Genomic DNA, 13,915 nt, shown 5'->3' on the forward strand with positions numbered 1-13,915 from the left:
GGAATGAGGCTTGATAAGCTGCTTGCCAACAGCGGATATGGTTCCAGAAAAGAAGTCAAAGCCGTTGTGAAGGCGGGGGCCGTCATGGTCGACGGCAAACCTGCCAAAGATGTAAAGACGCACGTTGATCCTGATACGCAGGAGGTTACCGTTTACGGAGAACCGATTGATTACCGGGAGTTCATTTATCTCATGATGAATAAGCCGCAGGGAGTGCTGTCGGCTACTGAGGACAGCCGGCAGCAAACAGTGGTTGATCTGCTGACGCCGGAAGAGATGAGATTTGAGCCGTTTCCGGCAGGCAGGCTTGATAAAGATACAGAGGGCTTTTTGCTGCTCACAAACGACGGCCAGCTTGCACATCGACTTCTATCGCCTAAAAAGCATGTTCCAAAAACGTATGAAGTCCATTTAAAATCACAGGTTTCGCCGGAAGACATCTCCGATTTGGAAGCGGGTGTCTACATAGAAGGCGGCTATAAAACAAAGCCGGCAAAAGCGGAAATCAAAGCAAACGACAACGGCAATACCGTGATATACCTGACGATTACAGAAGGAAAATACCATCAGGTCAAGCAGATGGCTAAGGCTGTCGGCAATGAAGTGATTTATCTGAAGCGGCTTTCGATGGGGCGTGTTTCCTTGGATCCTGCCCTGGCGCCGGGAGAATACCGTGAGCTTACAGATGAAGAACTTAAGTGGCTGAACGAGCCGCAAGCATGAAAAAACCCCGCATACCGAATGCGGGGTTTTATTTATAAGCACACAAAAACAAGGCTCAGAAGTTTCTTCGCCCCGTATCTATCAGGCCGCTCTCAGGCGGCCCTATGTAATTTTTCAAATTTATGAGGTAATCTTTACTTTCTTTCTCGTTGTCTCCCACTTGCCACGGCTTGGACTATGAACAAGATCATTGTATGCCAACACATTTAAGTCTCTTTGAATCGTTCTAGGTGTAATGCCGAATTCGTCAACCAGTTCCTGTGTTGTCACAAGACCTTTTTCTTGGATAAACATGTAAACTGATTTGATTCGAGTTAGCATACGGTTTGTTGAAGGTTTCAAAAAACCACTCCCTATCATAAGATCGGATGGACTTGACTAACCACAACTCACGACTATCAACTGCGTACGAAATAGCAACAAAGGCAGACATCTATTGTTTTAGATAATTCGCCCTCATTATACACGATATCGCAGTGATGAATCTAGGGATAACTCCTATTAATTTTTTCCAATTTTAGTTGGGCAGCCATCCTTGTTGGATTACTATGTATTTCGGCTCAATATTATTATGGTTAAAGAAACTTTTTTTATTCTGTTTCGTAGTAAATTTTGGAGGTGGGTGAGATTTGACAGTATTACTTGAAGCTTCGATAGAGCAGGCCGGGTACACAAGCCGAAAAAAAGTGCTCACCGATGTGTTTTTGGAAGTCGGAAAAGGCGAGCTTGTCGGGTTAATCGGAGCTAACGGCGCTGGAAAAAGCACCGCAATCAAGGCGATACTCGGCCTCTCAGAAGACTTTAAAGGGTATATTGCCTGGAATGACTGTTCATTTGCATATATTCCGGAGCATCCGTCCTTTTACGAAGAACTGACGCTGTGGGAGCATTTGGACCTGATCAGCACGCTGCACGGTATTGAGGAGAGTGAATTTGCGCCTCGGGCCGAACGCCTGCTGCAGACGTTTTCGCTTGATCATGTTATGCATGAGCTGCCTGTCACTTTTTCAAAAGGCATGCAGCAAAAACTGATGCTTATACAGGCTTTTCTCTCTAAGCCGGATATGTATGTGATCGATGAACCATTTATCGGACTTGATCCGATATCGACGAAACGCTTTGTGGACATGCTTAAGGCTGAAAAAGAACGGGGAGCCGGCATCCTTATGTGCACACACGTACTCGATACGGCAGAAAAAATTTGCGATCGGTTTTACATGATTGAGAAAGGATCTTTATTTCTCCAAGGCACGTTAAAAGATATTCAGGAGCAGACTGGATCAGAGGAGCAGTCATTGCTTGACTGTTTTTATCAGGCAGTCCAAGGTGATCGGTTATGAACGGGCGATCGCTCTTTTTTCGAAGGCTGCTTGACTATTACAGGTATCAGTTTAAGGTATTGCATGCGGTCATTGACTGGACAGTCGCTCTCTACATTGTTTTGCCGGCGCTTGCTTTTGTCATCTATCAGTATTTTGATTTGATGAACGGAAGAGGCCTTTTTTATGAGTGTTCTGAGGTGTTGGAATGGAGATGGCTGTACGCTGTATGCGTGCTGATCGTGTGTACAGGCTCGATCCATACGTTTTTAATGGAAGCGGACAAAGTATTTTTGTTGCAAAAGAAAGAGATAATCTATCAGCTAAAACGGCATGCGCTGGTGTATTCTTTTTTGGTCACGCTGGCCAAATGGCTGCTGCTCTTTTTCATTGTCCTTCCCTTTATCAGTCATTCTGTTCATATCACATTGGCAGAAGGCACTGGTCTATTGTGTTACCTGTTTGGCCTTCATACATTCTTTTTATCCTTAAAGCAAGACAGGATCAGAAAGCCGCGCTCCATTTCGAGACGGATTGCCGAAATTCTTCTCAGAGCTGTTCTTTTCTCTGGTTCTGCTGTCCTGATCGTTTTCACTGAGTGGCGTTTGCTTACGCTCATTGGCATTTTGTTTTTGATTTTTGCATTCGTCCGCGGTTTGACCAAGGCAGCTTCGTTCTCGGCTTTTGAAGCAGAGGTGACTGAAGAGAAAAAAGCAGGTTGGCGCTTGCCGGGCTTGTGATGATGATGAGCCAGGAGGCGGGAATCCCGAAAGTGAAAGACAGGATGAGAAGAAAACCGTTATTATACCGGAATTCAAGAAGGATATTTAAAAGTCGAACGATCTGCACTGGCTATAAGGAATTGTTTTTTAAAGTCATGCTGAGGAATGGCGAGTATACGAGGCGGATGTACATGCTGTTGTCAGCAGTCATCATTCTAATCTTTATGACCCCGATTTGGCTGAAGCTGATTGCGCTGCTGGTGTATACAATCGTTTGCCGTTATATCCTTACGCTTATCTTTGACAAAGTGATGGATGCGCCTATTTTAATTGGAGCCGATAAGGAAAGTGATGAGTATTACCGGGCCAGAAAAAGCTGTATACACACGCTGCATTATGCGTTTGTCGCCTGCTGTTTTTTAGCGGCCGCTGTCTCTTTATGGTTTACATAAAAAAACCCAAACGGCTGGCGTTTGGGTTTTCTGTATGTGTTATAAAATAAACAGCTGGATGAAAAACAGAATGGCGAAAATAATGACGAGCGGATGAATCTCTCTCCATTTTCCCCGCGCTGCTTTTACGATCGGATATGAAATAAAGCCAAGTGCAATTCCTGTAGAAATGCTGGATGTCAAAGGCATGGCCAGAATGACGAGAAACGCTGGAAATGCCTCGTCCATCTCTTTCCAGTTCATATTGGAAACCGAGCCCATCATCAGGCTGCCGACAATAATCAAAGCAGGAGAGGTGATGGCGGCTATGCCGGACAAGGCGCTGACAAGCGGACTAAAAAACATTGAAACCGCAAACATCACCGCAACAGTCAAAGCCGTAAGCCCAGTTCTTCCCCCAGCTGCGACACCAGCGGAAGATTCGATAAATGCAGTCGTCGGACTTGTGCCGAAAACAGCTCCTACTGTCGTCGCCGTTGAATCGGCAAGCAGCGCTTTTCGCACGTTCGGAAGCTTGTTGTTCTTCATTAGCCCGGCTTGCTCTGCAACACCGATCATCGTGCCGGTCGTATCAAATATCGTTACCAAAAGAAAAGAAAAGACAACAGCGTACAGGCCGTGGTGAACGACATCGCCAAAAGCGGAAAATGGATTTGAGATGATCAATCCTTCCGGCAAATGAGGAAGTGACATAAAACCCTTCGAAAAATGCAGCTGGCCGGTAAAAAAGGCGATCAAAGCGGTAGCTGCCATTCCGATAAATAAAGCGCCGCGTACATTCAGCACCATCAGAACCACACTGATCAAAAGGCCGATCAGCGTTAAAATAACACCAGGTGAATGAAGATTGCCGAGAGTAACCAGGTTTGACTCATCAGCCGCCACAATTCCCGCCTGCCGCAAACCGATAAAAGCAATAAACAGCCCGATCCCTGTTGTGATCCCGTATTTTAAATTGTTTGGAATTGCTTCTATAAGTTGTTTTCTTAAAGGCGTTAACGATAGAATAATGAAGAGAACCCCTGCTGTAAATACTGCGCTGAAAGCTGTTGCGTATGTGATGCCGCCATCGCTTGCGCTTACGACATGAAAGGCTAAATAAGCGTTCAAGCCCATGCCGGGCGCAATAGCAATCGGATAATTTGCTGCCAGGGCCATCCACAGCGTTCCGACAATGGAGGCAATAATCGTTGCGGTGAAAACCTGGTCGAAAGGAACTCCGGCGTTAGCCAGAATGACCGGATTAACCACGACGATATAGACCATTGTGAAAAAGGTCGTCAGCCCTGCTATGATTTCTTGCTTTATGGACGTTTGCTGCTCTTTTAGATGAAACATAGTATCCTCCAATTACGAACGTTTTAACAAAACACCATTAATATTATTCGTTTTATTTGGTTTTTGCAAGTCATTTCTTGCGGAAAGGGGATCGTTATGAACTGGGAAGTTGAAGTGATCAGAAAAAAAGAGGATTTAATTCGTGATACGCAGGAATTTTTGAAAATCAACAGTGTAATGGATGAAACAACCGCCGGACCCGGCAAACCGTTTGGAGAAGGAGTAAACGCCAGCCTGACTTCATTGCTGGAGCTTGGAGAAAAAGAAGGCTTTACAACAAAAAATCTTGACGGCTTCGCAGGCCATATTGAATGGGGCGAGGGCGATGACATTGTCGGCGTACTTTGCCATGTTGACGTCGTGCCGCCAGGAGACGGCTGGACGAGTGATCCGTTTTCAGCTGATATCCGCAACGGACGGATTTATGCAAGGGGCGCCATTGATGACAAAGGTCCGACGATGGCGGCATTCTACGCGCTGAAAATCGTGAAAGACATGAATCTGCCGCTGTCCAAGCGTGTCAGAATCATTATCGGAACAGATGAAGAAAGCGATTGGAGATGCGTGGAGCATTATTTCAAGCATGAAGAAATGCCAACGCTGGGATTTGCGCCTGACGCCGATTTTCCGATTATTAACGCTGAAAAAGGGATCATTGATGCTTCTTTACTTATCCCGCACCGCTCAAGCCAAGCCGATTCAGAGGCAGTGCTTGTATCGTTTCAGTCAGGCCTTCGCTTGAATATGGTGCCTGACGCTGCAGAAGCTGTCATTGAAGGGCCGAAAAAAGAAGAGATTCTTGCTTCATTTAAAAACATGCTTCGCACGACAGATCAAAAAGGGGAAGCTGAAATAAAGAACGGCCAGCTTATTTTGCGTATGTACGGGATTTCCTGCCATGCGATGGAACCGAACAATGGAATCAATGCCGGCATTTTATTATGTGAATTTCTGCAGCAGGCTGAGCTTGACGATGCAGGACAGCGGTTTGTGCAAGTCGTGACAGACAAGTTCTCAAACGATACAAGAGGGAAGAAACTGAACATCGACTGCGAGGATGAAATCAGCGGCGAGCTGACATTAAATGTCGGAAAACTGCGCTATACGGATGGGCAAGGAGGCGAGCTCGGGATCAATATCCGCTATCCTGTGACCGCAGAAAGCAAAGTGATCCGCGATGCATTCGAGAGCGCATCTGAATTTGAGCTTGGTGAATTCAAAGACAGCAAGCCGCATCATGTGTCAGCAGACCATCCGTTAGTCAAAACCCTGCAAAAGGTCTATGAAGGCCAGCTGGGCAAAAAAGCTGATTTAATCTCAATCGGCGGGGGGACTTATGCCAGATCTTTAAAAGCAGGTGTCGCGTTCGGCCCGCTCTTCCCCGGACGTCCTGACAGCGCACACCAAAAGGATGAATATATTGAAATCGATGACCTGCTTAGATCGACAGCGTTATATGCGCAGGCAATCTACGAACTTGCAAAATAAAAGGACCGGCTTCTTCTGAAGCCAGTCCTTTTTTAAACAAATGACCATAAATCAGTTGATAAATACCGTTCTCCCGTATCGGCTGTCATGCAGACCACAACTTGGTCAGGAGAGAGGCGTTTTGCTGTTTCGATTGCCGCGAAGCAGGCAGCACCTGACGAAGGCCCGACAAGAATTCCTTCTTCAGCAGCGAGGCGTCTAGTCGTCGTATAGGCGTCTTCATCAGAGATTTTGATAATTTCATCATATACGTCTTGATTTAAAATCGGAGGAATGAAGCCTGGGCTCGTCCCTACAAGCTTATGGGCGCCGGGTTTTCCTCCGGATAATACAGGAGAACCCGCAGGCTCGACAACATGAACCGTGATATCCGGGAAAAGCTCTTTGAGCGCTTCACCTGTTCCGGTAATGGTTCCGCCCGTTCCGGAAGAGGCGACAAAAGCGCCGAGCGGTTTTCCGATTTCCTCTATTGCCCGGGCAATTTCAGGCGCCGTCGTTTTCCGGTGCGCGTCAGGATTGGCGGTGTTATCGAACTGCATTGGTATATAGCTGTTCGGAATTTGTTCGGCAAGCTCCTTCGCTTTTTTGATGCTGCCCGGCATTCTTTCCGCTCCTGGTGTTAATACAACCTCTGCACCGTAAGCTTTAAGAAGGTTGATCCGTTCCTTCGTCATCGTATCAGGCATGACTAAAATCGCTTTATATCCGCGTGCCGCCGCATTCATGGCGAGCCCGATTCCAGTATTTCCGCTTGTTGGCTCTATAATAACTGAGCCCGGCTTGAGCAAACCGTTTTGTTCTGCTTCTATGATCATTTGATAAGCGGCTCTGTCTTTCACACTGCCGCTCGGATTGAAAAATTCAAGCTTTAAATAGACTTGTGCCGCGTTTTCCGGCTGAAGCCGATTCAATCTCACAAGCGGTGTATCTCCTATCAGATCAGCTGTATTTTCAACGATTTTCAACATTGTCATTCCTTTCTGAATAAAACAAGTGTCATATAATATCCTAACATAATAAACGTTTGTGCGAGAGTGTTTTCATACACTGTTCCTCTATCCGCACAGCCTCTTTATTGATAAAATAATAGCTGTTAAAGAAGGGAGTGTCAGACTGATGCCAGATACACGGCCTCATTATTTCATCGGCGTTCCCATTCCTGAGGGAATTGCGAATCCGATTTACCGGGCTGCGAAAAACGAGCCGGTTTTGACGTTTCAAAAATGGGTGCACCCGCTTGACTATCATATTACGTTAATTTTTCTCGGAGCGGCGGATGAGACACAAATCCAGCAGCTTGAGGGTTCGCTTGCTGCGATTGCTTCAGAAACCGATCCGTTTCCGATTGAGTTTGGCAAAATAGATGTATTCGGCGACCGCAGAAGGCCGCGTGTTTTACATCTGGAGCCAAAGAAAAACAGAACGCTTGAAATGTTGCGGGAACATACGAAACAGGCTGTTCTTCAAGCCGGCTTTCAAGTGGAAAAAAGACCGTATCACCCTCATATGACGCTGGCTAGAAAATGGACAGGCGAAGAAGGATTTCCGGCACATGTTCCGTTTGAAAGCGGCGAGGTTTCGATGATGGCTGAACGGTTTTCGCTCTTTCAAATACACTTGAATCAATCACCAAAGTACGAGGAAATATTTAAATTTCATTTATCTTAATTCATTGCGGAGTGGAGAAACAAACATGGCACAAATCATCAAAATTCATGATTATATATCGAGATATGAGCTTGATCCGTACCATTATATAAACCAGTTTGTAAGGCTGAAAAAAGAGCGCTGGCTTTCACTATTAGAAGCAGCGGAGCGCCAGCATGAAGAAAGACAAGCCAGTGCCGAAGAGCCGGAACCGGTGCAGAAACGAAAAAAATTTTCATTGAAAAGAAGAAAAGAAGAGATAAAAGCCGATATACAAGAAGAGAGACACCAATGGTTTGAGGAAGAAGACGATATACATGTAAGGCTGCCGAAGAGCAGGATGGCGCTTGCTTCATTTTATAAAAGGCATTTATATGACTTTCAGCTCAAATGGGCAAGCTCAACTCTAGCAGAAATATCTCATCTCTCAAACCAGGTGAAGCAGGACCGCATTTTGCGTTATCTGACCCAGCAGCTGCCTGATTCTTATTTCATTATGTATAAGCCCGTGCTGCAAATTCAGCAGGCGGCGGTTGAATTAAGCATTGTGATTATTTCCCCGCTTGCCATTTATTGCGTTTCTTTTTTAGAGGCGGAGGAAGACAGTGTGTACATAGGGTCTAAAAATCGTTTTTGGGAGAAGAAAACAGCCTCTCAGACTGCATCAGTGTTAAATCCGGGGCTGAGCCTGTTTCGCACTGACTCCGTCGTGTCAAAGATCATAAAGGAAAAACAGGCTGATATTCCGGTTCGAAAATTGCTTCTGAGCAGAACGTCGTACATTGATTACCCCGAGCCGCCATTCGGTTTAGAAATAGCGGATAAGCGGGGCGCGGAGGAATGGATTGAGCGGCAGAAGAAAAACACGGCTCCGATTAAACATCATCAGGTAAAGGCTGCAAAGGCTCTATTGTCTTACTGCATGTCTGACTCCTATCGCAGACAAGAGTGGCTGGAGTAAAAGAGAACGATTTGAGCGGTTTTCTCATAACATAAGCAGGTGAGAAAGATGAGCCATTGGTTTTTTATTATTAATCCGACAGCGGGACATCGAAACGGCCTGCGTGTTTGGAAGTCTATTCAAAAGGAATTAATCAAACGGAAAATTGAGCACCGCTCATTTTTAACTGAACATCCCGGGCACGCCGAAGTGCTCGCCAGACAGATTTCAATGATACAGGAATATAAGCTGAAGCGCCTGATTGTCATTGGCGGAGACGGAACGATGCATGAAGTTGTCAACGGGCTGAAAGATGTTGACGATATTGAACTGAGCTTTGTGCCGGCGGGCGCGTATAATGATTTTGCGCGAGGATTCTCTATTAAAAAAATCGATCTGATGCAGGAAATCAAAAAGCTGAAGCGTCCGTTAACCCGAACCTTCCGTTTAGGAAGCGTCAATTTCCTTCAAGATAAATCACACGTTCTTTATTTTATGAATCATATCGGAATCGGGTTTGACGCATATGTCAACAAAAAGGCGATGGAATTTCCGTTGAGACGGGTTTTTCTTTTTCTCCGCCTTCGATTTCTTGTGTATCCGCTTTCCCATTTGCACGCCTCGGCGACCTTTAAGCCGTTTTCGTTAGCCTGTACAACGGAAGGCGAGACGCACGAATTTCATGATGTCTGGTTTGCGATTGTATCTAACCACCCATTTTACGGGGGCGGCATGAAGGCGGCGCCGCTTGCAAATCCGCGCGAGAAGGCATTTGATATCGTGATCGTTGAAAATCAGCCGTTTTTCAAAAAATATTGGCTTTTATGTCTGATGGCATTTGGAAAGCATACAAAGATGGACGGCGTTACGATGTTTAAAACAAAGGACATTACGTTTTACACGAAGGACAAAATTCCGTTCCATGCTGACGGAGAAATCATGGGCACCACCCCGTTTCGTCTGGCATCGAGTCCTTCGCCCCTAAGGATCAAAACATAAACGTGTTTGGAGGAGAGTGCTTCCGATGGTCAGCATCCGCCGAAGCTTCGAAGCGTATGTCGATGATATGAATGTCATTACCGTTTTAATTCCTGCTGAACAAAAAGAAATCATGACACCGCCGTTTCGGCTTGAGACAGATACAACCGATTTTCCTCTGGCTGTCAGGGAGGAATACCGCCTTGAAGGAAAATACAAATACGTCTGCGTATCCGATCATCCGGTGACATTCGGAAAAATACATGCCGTCAGAGCGTCCAGCGGCGACAAAACGGATCTCCAAATTGGCGCGGTCATCCGGACGGATGCGTTTGATGATGCATTTTATTATGATGGAGAGCTGGGGGCTGTTTATACTGCGGATTATACTGAATTTAAAGTATGGGCGCCTGCCGCATCCTCAGCTGCTGTCAAGCTTTCACATCCGAATAAAAGCGGGCGCACATTCCAAATGATTCGGATGGAAAAAGGCGTCTACACCGTTACTGTCACCGGCGATCTCCACGGGTATGAGTATGTGTTCTGTATCTGCAACAATTCAGAGTGGACGGAAACCGTTGACCCGTATGCAAAAGCAGTGACGCTAAATGGAGAGAAGGGCGTCGTCCTGCGCCCGGATCAAATGAAATGGGCTGACTCGGTCAAACCATTCTCAAACCCTGTGGATGCCGTCATCTATGAGATGCACATCCGCGACTTCTCCATCCATAAAAACAGCGGCATGAAAAACAAAGGAAAATACTTAGCGCTGACGGAAACCGATACGCAAACCACAAATGGCTGTTCTTCCGGACTGGCGTATGTAAAAGAGCTTGGTGTTACGCATGTAGAGCTTCTGCCGGTGAATGATTTTGCCGGAGTTGATGAAGAGAAGCCACTTGATGCTTACAATTGGGGATATAACCCGCTTCATTTTTTTGCCCCGGAGGGAAGCTATGCCTCAAACCCTCATGATCCTCAAACAAGAAAAACAGAGTTAAAACAAATGATCAATACTCTTCACCAGCATGGCCTGCGAGTCATTCTGGATGTCGTCTTTAACCACGTGTATGAGAGGGAGAGTTCCCCCTTTGAAAAGACAGTGCCCGGTTATTTTTTTCGGCATGACGAATTTGGGATGCCGTCAAACGGCACCGGCGTTGGCAATGACATCGCGTCAGAAAGGCGGATGGCGAGAAAGTTCATTGCGGATTGCGTCATCTACTGGCTTGAGGAATACGATGCGGACGGCTTTCGCTTTGACCTGCTCGGCATTTTAGATATTGATACCGTGCTTTATATCAAAGAAAAAGCAGCTGCGGTAAAGCCCGGAATCCTGCTTTTTGGGGAAGGATGGGATTTGGCTACACCGCTGCCGCATGAACAGAAAGCCACCTTGGCGAACGCTTCAAAAATGCCGGGCATCGGCTTTTTTAATGATACGTTTCGTGACGCTGTGAAAGGGAACACCTTTCACCTCGCGGCTGCCGGCTTTGCGCTCGGAAACGGTGAAGCATCTGAAACCGTTATGCATGGGATTGCCGGGTCTTCCGGATGGAAGGCATTAGCACCGGTTGTTCCTGAACCCAGCCAGTCTATCAATTATGTCGAGTCACACGACAATCACACCTTTTGGGATAAAATGAGCGTTGCGCTTTCTCAAGAAACTGACAGCCGAAAGAGAAGCAGGCAAAGGCTGGCTGCCTCGATTATCTTGCTTGCCCAGGGGGTGCCGTTTATTCACAGCGGACAGGAATTTTTCCGGACGAAGCACGGAGTGGAAAACAGCTATCAATCCAGTGACAGCATCAACCAGCTGGATTGGGATCGGCGTGAAACGTTCAAAGAAGATGTTGACTATATCCGCAGGCTGATCTCGCTGAGAAAAACGCATCCGGCATTCCGTCTCAGATCGGCTGCAGACATCCAGCGCCATCTCGAATGTTTGACGCTAAAAAAGCACCTCATCGCATACAGGCTTTATGATCTCGGTGCGGTTGACGAATGGGAAGACATTATCGTCATCCATCACGCGAGTCCGGACTCCGTGGAATGGAAGCTGCCAAACGACAAAACGTACCGGCTTTTAAGTGATACATCAGGTTTTCAGCATGACCCGAAAGAAATCAAGAAAGCGGTTGCGGTAAACGGCATCGGAACGGTTATCTTATATTTAGCATCAGATCTTAAGAGTTTTGCTTGACGAAGTTTGTGCTATAGCGCTAAAATTTAAAGGACGGCTATTGATTAGCATATGAGACTCTCAATAGCTGTCTTTTTTATTTTCATACGATTCGTACGAAAAAGGCACTCGCTGGATAGACTAGAGACGATTAGCCTTTATTCTAAAATATTTTAAGAAATGATGGGTTGAACATTGATATGAACTGGTTGGGACAATTACTAGGTAGCGATTGGGAGATCTTCCCCGCCGGAGGAGCTACAGGAGATGCATATTATGCGAAACATAACGGGCAGCAGCTTTTTTTAAAACGTAATAGCTCACCTTTTTTAGCTGTTTTATCCGCCGAAGGCATTGTTCCGAAGCTGGTTTGGACAAAACGGATGGAAAATGGAGACGTCATTACGGCTCAGCACTGGATGACCGGCAGAGAGCTGAAGCCTAAAGATATGAGCGGACGGCCCGTAGCTGAATTGCTTCGTAAAATACACACATCAAAAGCCTTGCTGGACATGCTGAAAAGACTTGGAAAAGAACCGCTGAACCCGGGGGCTCTTCTGTCTCAGCTGAAGCAGGCTGTATTTGCTGTGCAGCAATCTTCGCCGCTGATTCAAGAAGGAATCAAGTATTTAGAAGAACATCTGCATGAAGTGCATTTCGGTGAGAAAGTCGTTTGCCATTGTGATGTCAATCATAATAACTGGCTATTGTCTGAAGACAACCAGCTGTATTTAATTGACTGGGACGGCGCCATGATCGCTGATCCGGCGATGGATCTCGGGCCTTTGCTGTACCACTACGTCGAAAAGCCAGCTTGGGAGAGCTGGCTGAGCATGTACGGCATTGAGTTAACGGAAGGCCTGCGGTTACGAATGGCTTGGTATGTGTTATCTGAAACAATCACTTTCATTGCGTGGCATAAAGCAAAAGGCAATGATAAGGAATTCCATGATGCAATGGAAGAACTGCATATTCTCATGAAACGTATCGTTGAATAATCAGGAATACGAATCCATTTGCTCTACCCATTGAGACAGGCTGTTCTGATGCTCTTGTATGTGTGAGTCGATGGATTTGGATGAAATTCCTGATTGGCTGTAACGGTAAACATCTTCCAGCACGTTTTTGAAGTTTGAATCAAGCTCGGTGTTTGCCATCAGCGATTTAATCACACGCTCAAGCTGCTCGTACTCTGCGACGGTTCCGCAGCAGTCCAATTGATGGTCAGTCAATATATCCTTCAATAAATGAACTTGATGCTCATAATGTAAGCCCATAACGGTACACATCCCTTCAGTATCCTACGGGTTAAATTGTTCAAAACAGAGCGTTTTTATACATGTGAAAGGAGTGTTCCGGCAGACAGGAACCTCTTTTTTTATATGCTCAGCCTTAGCAGGCACACTGGAAAAACGAGCTTGCGGGTCTTTTTAATTCATGGTATGTTGTTAGTCGAAATAATAGATAGAGGTGTCAATCATATGAGAATGCGCCACAAGCCTTGGGCTGATGACTTTTTGGCTGAAAACGCAGATATTGCCATCAGCAATCCTGCTGATTATAAAGGAAAATGGAACACAGTGTTTGGCAATGACAATCCGATCCATATCGAGGTTGGGACAGGGAAAGGGCAATTTATTTCTGGAATGGCCAAACAAAATCCAGACATCAATTATATTGGGATTGAGTTATTTAAAAGCGTCATCGTGACAGCCGTTCAAAAAGTAAAAGACAGTGAAGCGCCGAATGTAAAGCTTCTGAATATAGATGCGGACACGCTGACAGATGTGTTTGAGCCGGGTGAAGTCAAACGGGTCTACTTGAACTTTTCTGATCCTTGGCCGAAGAAACGCCACGAAAAACGCCGTCTGACGTATTCCCACTTCCTCAAAAAATATGAAGAAGTGATGGGAAAAGGCGGAGCGATTCATTTTAAAACGGACAACCGCGGCTTGTTTGAGTACTCTTTGAAGAGCTTCTCCGAGTACGGCCTGCTGCTGACATACGTCAGTCTCGATTTGCATAACAGCAACCTGGAAGGCAATGTTATGACAGAATATGAAGAAAAATTCTCAGCACTCGGCCAGCCGATCTATCGGGCTGAGGTTGAATGGAGAACGTAAAAC

13 protein-coding genes and 1 pseudogene are annotated in these 13,915 nt (G+C 46.0%); 10 read left to right on the forward strand and 4 right to left on the reverse strand.

Annotation, left to right across the window (positions count from 1 at the left end):
• The first annotated feature begins 3 nt into the window (after window positions 1–3).
• Window positions 4–723, forward strand: a complete 720-nt coding sequence (locus tag KHQ79_RS00555) for a pseudouridine synthase (RefSeq protein WP_133486417.1) — start codon at window positions 4–6, stop codon at window positions 721–723.
• Window positions 724–843: 120 nt separating this feature from the next.
• Here KHQ79_RS00555 and KHQ79_RS00560 read toward each other — a convergent pair whose 3' ends face one another.
• Window positions 844–1,065 (reverse strand): DeoR family transcriptional regulator, encoded by a 222-nt coding sequence (locus tag KHQ79_RS00560; RefSeq protein ID WP_003152337.1) that lies wholly within the window; start codon window positions 1,063–1,065, stop codon window positions 844–846.
• 287 nt (window positions 1,066–1,352) lie between these two features.
• Here KHQ79_RS00560 and KHQ79_RS00565 point away from each other — a divergent pair, with 287 nt between their 5' ends.
• Window positions 1,353–2,063: an ABC transporter ATP-binding protein gene (locus KHQ79_RS00565; RefSeq protein ID WP_148982179.1), complete on the forward strand. Its 711-nt coding sequence runs from the start codon at window positions 1,353–1,355 to the stop codon at window positions 2,061–2,063.
• A pseudogene (locus KHQ79_RS00570) lies at window positions 2,060–3,216 on the forward strand (ABC transporter permease). The gene KHQ79_RS00565 and the pseudogene KHQ79_RS00570 overlap by 4 nt, the downstream one beginning before the upstream one ends.
• A 39-nt stretch (window positions 3,217–3,255) precedes the next feature.
• Here the strand turns inward: KHQ79_RS00570 and pbuO are convergent.
• Window positions 3,256–4,554 (reverse strand): hypoxanthine/guanine permease PbuO, encoded by a 1,299-nt coding sequence (gene pbuO / locus KHQ79_RS00575; protein WP_003237938.1) that lies wholly within the window; start codon window positions 4,552–4,554, stop codon window positions 3,256–3,258.
• 96 nt (window positions 4,555–4,650) lie between these two features.
• Here pbuO and pepV point away from each other — a divergent pair, with 96 nt between their 5' ends.
• A complete protein-coding gene (gene pepV / locus KHQ79_RS00580) occupies window positions 4,651–6,042 on the forward strand; it encodes a dipeptidase PepV (RefSeq protein ID WP_225514014.1) in 1,392 nt (463 codons plus the stop codon).
• Between the two features lie 32 nt (window positions 6,043–6,074).
• On the opposite strand, the gene cysK is transcribed toward pepV, so the two are convergent.
• Window positions 6,075–7,010, reverse strand: a complete 936-nt coding sequence (gene cysK, locus KHQ79_RS00585; RefSeq protein ID WP_003237933.1) for a cysteine synthase A — start codon at window positions 7,008–7,010, stop codon at window positions 6,075–6,077.
• Window positions 7,011–7,158: 148 nt separating this feature from the next.
• On the opposite strand from cysK, the gene thpR reads away from it, so the two are divergent.
• From thpR to KHQ79_RS00610, 5 genes are all read left to right on the forward strand, one after another.
• Window positions 7,159–7,710, forward strand: a complete 552-nt coding sequence (gene thpR / locus KHQ79_RS00590; RefSeq protein WP_019259208.1) for an RNA 2',3'-cyclic phosphodiesterase — start codon at window positions 7,159–7,161, stop codon at window positions 7,708–7,710.
• Between the two features lie 25 nt (window positions 7,711–7,735).
• Window positions 7,736–8,650, forward strand: a complete 915-nt coding sequence (locus tag KHQ79_RS00595) for a hypothetical protein (RefSeq protein ID WP_225514015.1) — start codon at window positions 7,736–7,738, stop codon at window positions 8,648–8,650.
• Window positions 8,651–8,698: 48 nt separating this feature from the next.
• On the forward strand, window positions 8,699–9,628 hold the full coding sequence (locus KHQ79_RS00600; protein ID WP_225514016.1) for a YegS/Rv2252/BmrU family lipid kinase: 930 nt from the start codon (window positions 8,699–8,701) through the stop codon (window positions 9,626–9,628).
• Between the two features lie 25 nt (window positions 9,629–9,653).
• Window positions 9,654–11,810 carry a type I pullulanase gene (gene pulA, locus KHQ79_RS00605; protein ID WP_225514017.1) on the forward strand — a complete coding sequence of 719 codons (2,157 nt, stop codon included), beginning with the start codon at window positions 9,654–9,656 and terminating at the stop codon, window positions 11,808–11,810.
• A gap of 179 nt (window positions 11,811–11,989) precedes the next feature.
• Entirely contained in the window at window positions 11,990–12,787 is a 798-nt protein-coding gene (locus KHQ79_RS00610) for a phosphotransferase family protein (RefSeq protein WP_029316881.1), read from the forward strand.
• Here KHQ79_RS00610 and KHQ79_RS00615 read toward each other — a convergent pair whose 3' ends face one another.
• The gene (locus KHQ79_RS00615; protein WP_003237926.1) at window positions 12,788–13,066 is read right to left on the reverse strand and encodes a YtzH-like family protein; all 279 of its coding nucleotides are present in this window, start codon (window positions 13,064–13,066) and stop codon (window positions 12,788–12,790) included.
• Window positions 13,067–13,270: 204 nt separating this feature from the next.
• Here KHQ79_RS00615 and trmB point away from each other — a divergent pair, with 204 nt between their 5' ends.
• Window positions 13,271–13,912 (forward strand): tRNA (guanosine(46)-N7)-methyltransferase TrmB, encoded by a 642-nt coding sequence (gene trmB / locus KHQ79_RS00620; protein ID WP_003237925.1) that lies wholly within the window; start codon window positions 13,271–13,273, stop codon window positions 13,910–13,912.
• Window positions 13,913–13,915 lie beyond the last annotated feature (3 nt).

Source organism: Bacillus sp. TSO22, assembly GCF_020223595.1.
Classification (GTDB): Bacteria; Bacillota; Bacilli; order Bacillales; family Bacillaceae; genus Bacillus; species Bacillus inaquosorum.

Bases quoted from the DNA above. Each gene is read 5' to 3' on its own strand.
- cysK (WP_003237933.1), bottom strand. From the start codon at position 7,010: ATGTTGAAAATCGTTGAAAATACAGCTGATCTGATAGGAGATACACCG.
- pbuO (WP_003237938.1), bottom strand. From the start codon at position 4,554: ATGTTTCATCTAAAAGAGCAGCAAACGTCCATAAAGCAAGAAATCATA.
- KHQ79_RS00615 (WP_003237926.1), bottom strand. From the start codon at position 13,066: ATGGGCTTACATTATGAGCATCAAGTTCATTTATTGAAGGATATATTG.
- KHQ79_RS00555 (WP_133486417.1), top strand. From the start codon at position 4: ATGAGGCTTGATAAGCTGCTTGCCAACAGCGGATATGGTTCCAGAAAA.
- KHQ79_RS00595 (WP_225514015.1), top strand. From the start codon at position 7,736: ATGGCACAAATCATCAAAATTCATGATTATATATCGAGATATGAGCTT.
- trmB (WP_003237925.1), top strand. From the start codon at position 13,271: ATGAGAATGCGCCACAAGCCTTGGGCTGATGACTTTTTGGCTGAAAAC.
- KHQ79_RS00610 (WP_029316881.1), top strand. From the start codon at position 11,990: ATGAACTGGTTGGGACAATTACTAGGTAGCGATTGGGAGATCTTCCCC.
- pulA (WP_225514017.1), top strand. From the start codon at position 9,654: ATGGTCAGCATCCGCCGAAGCTTCGAAGCGTATGTCGATGATATGAAT.
- thpR (WP_019259208.1), top strand. From the start codon at position 7,159: ATGCCAGATACACGGCCTCATTATTTCATCGGCGTTCCCATTCCTGAG.
- KHQ79_RS00600 (WP_225514016.1), top strand. From the start codon at position 8,699: ATGAGCCATTGGTTTTTTATTATTAATCCGACAGCGGGACATCGAAAC.
- pepV (WP_225514014.1), top strand. From the start codon at position 4,651: ATGAACTGGGAAGTTGAAGTGATCAGAAAAAAAGAGGATTTAATTCGT.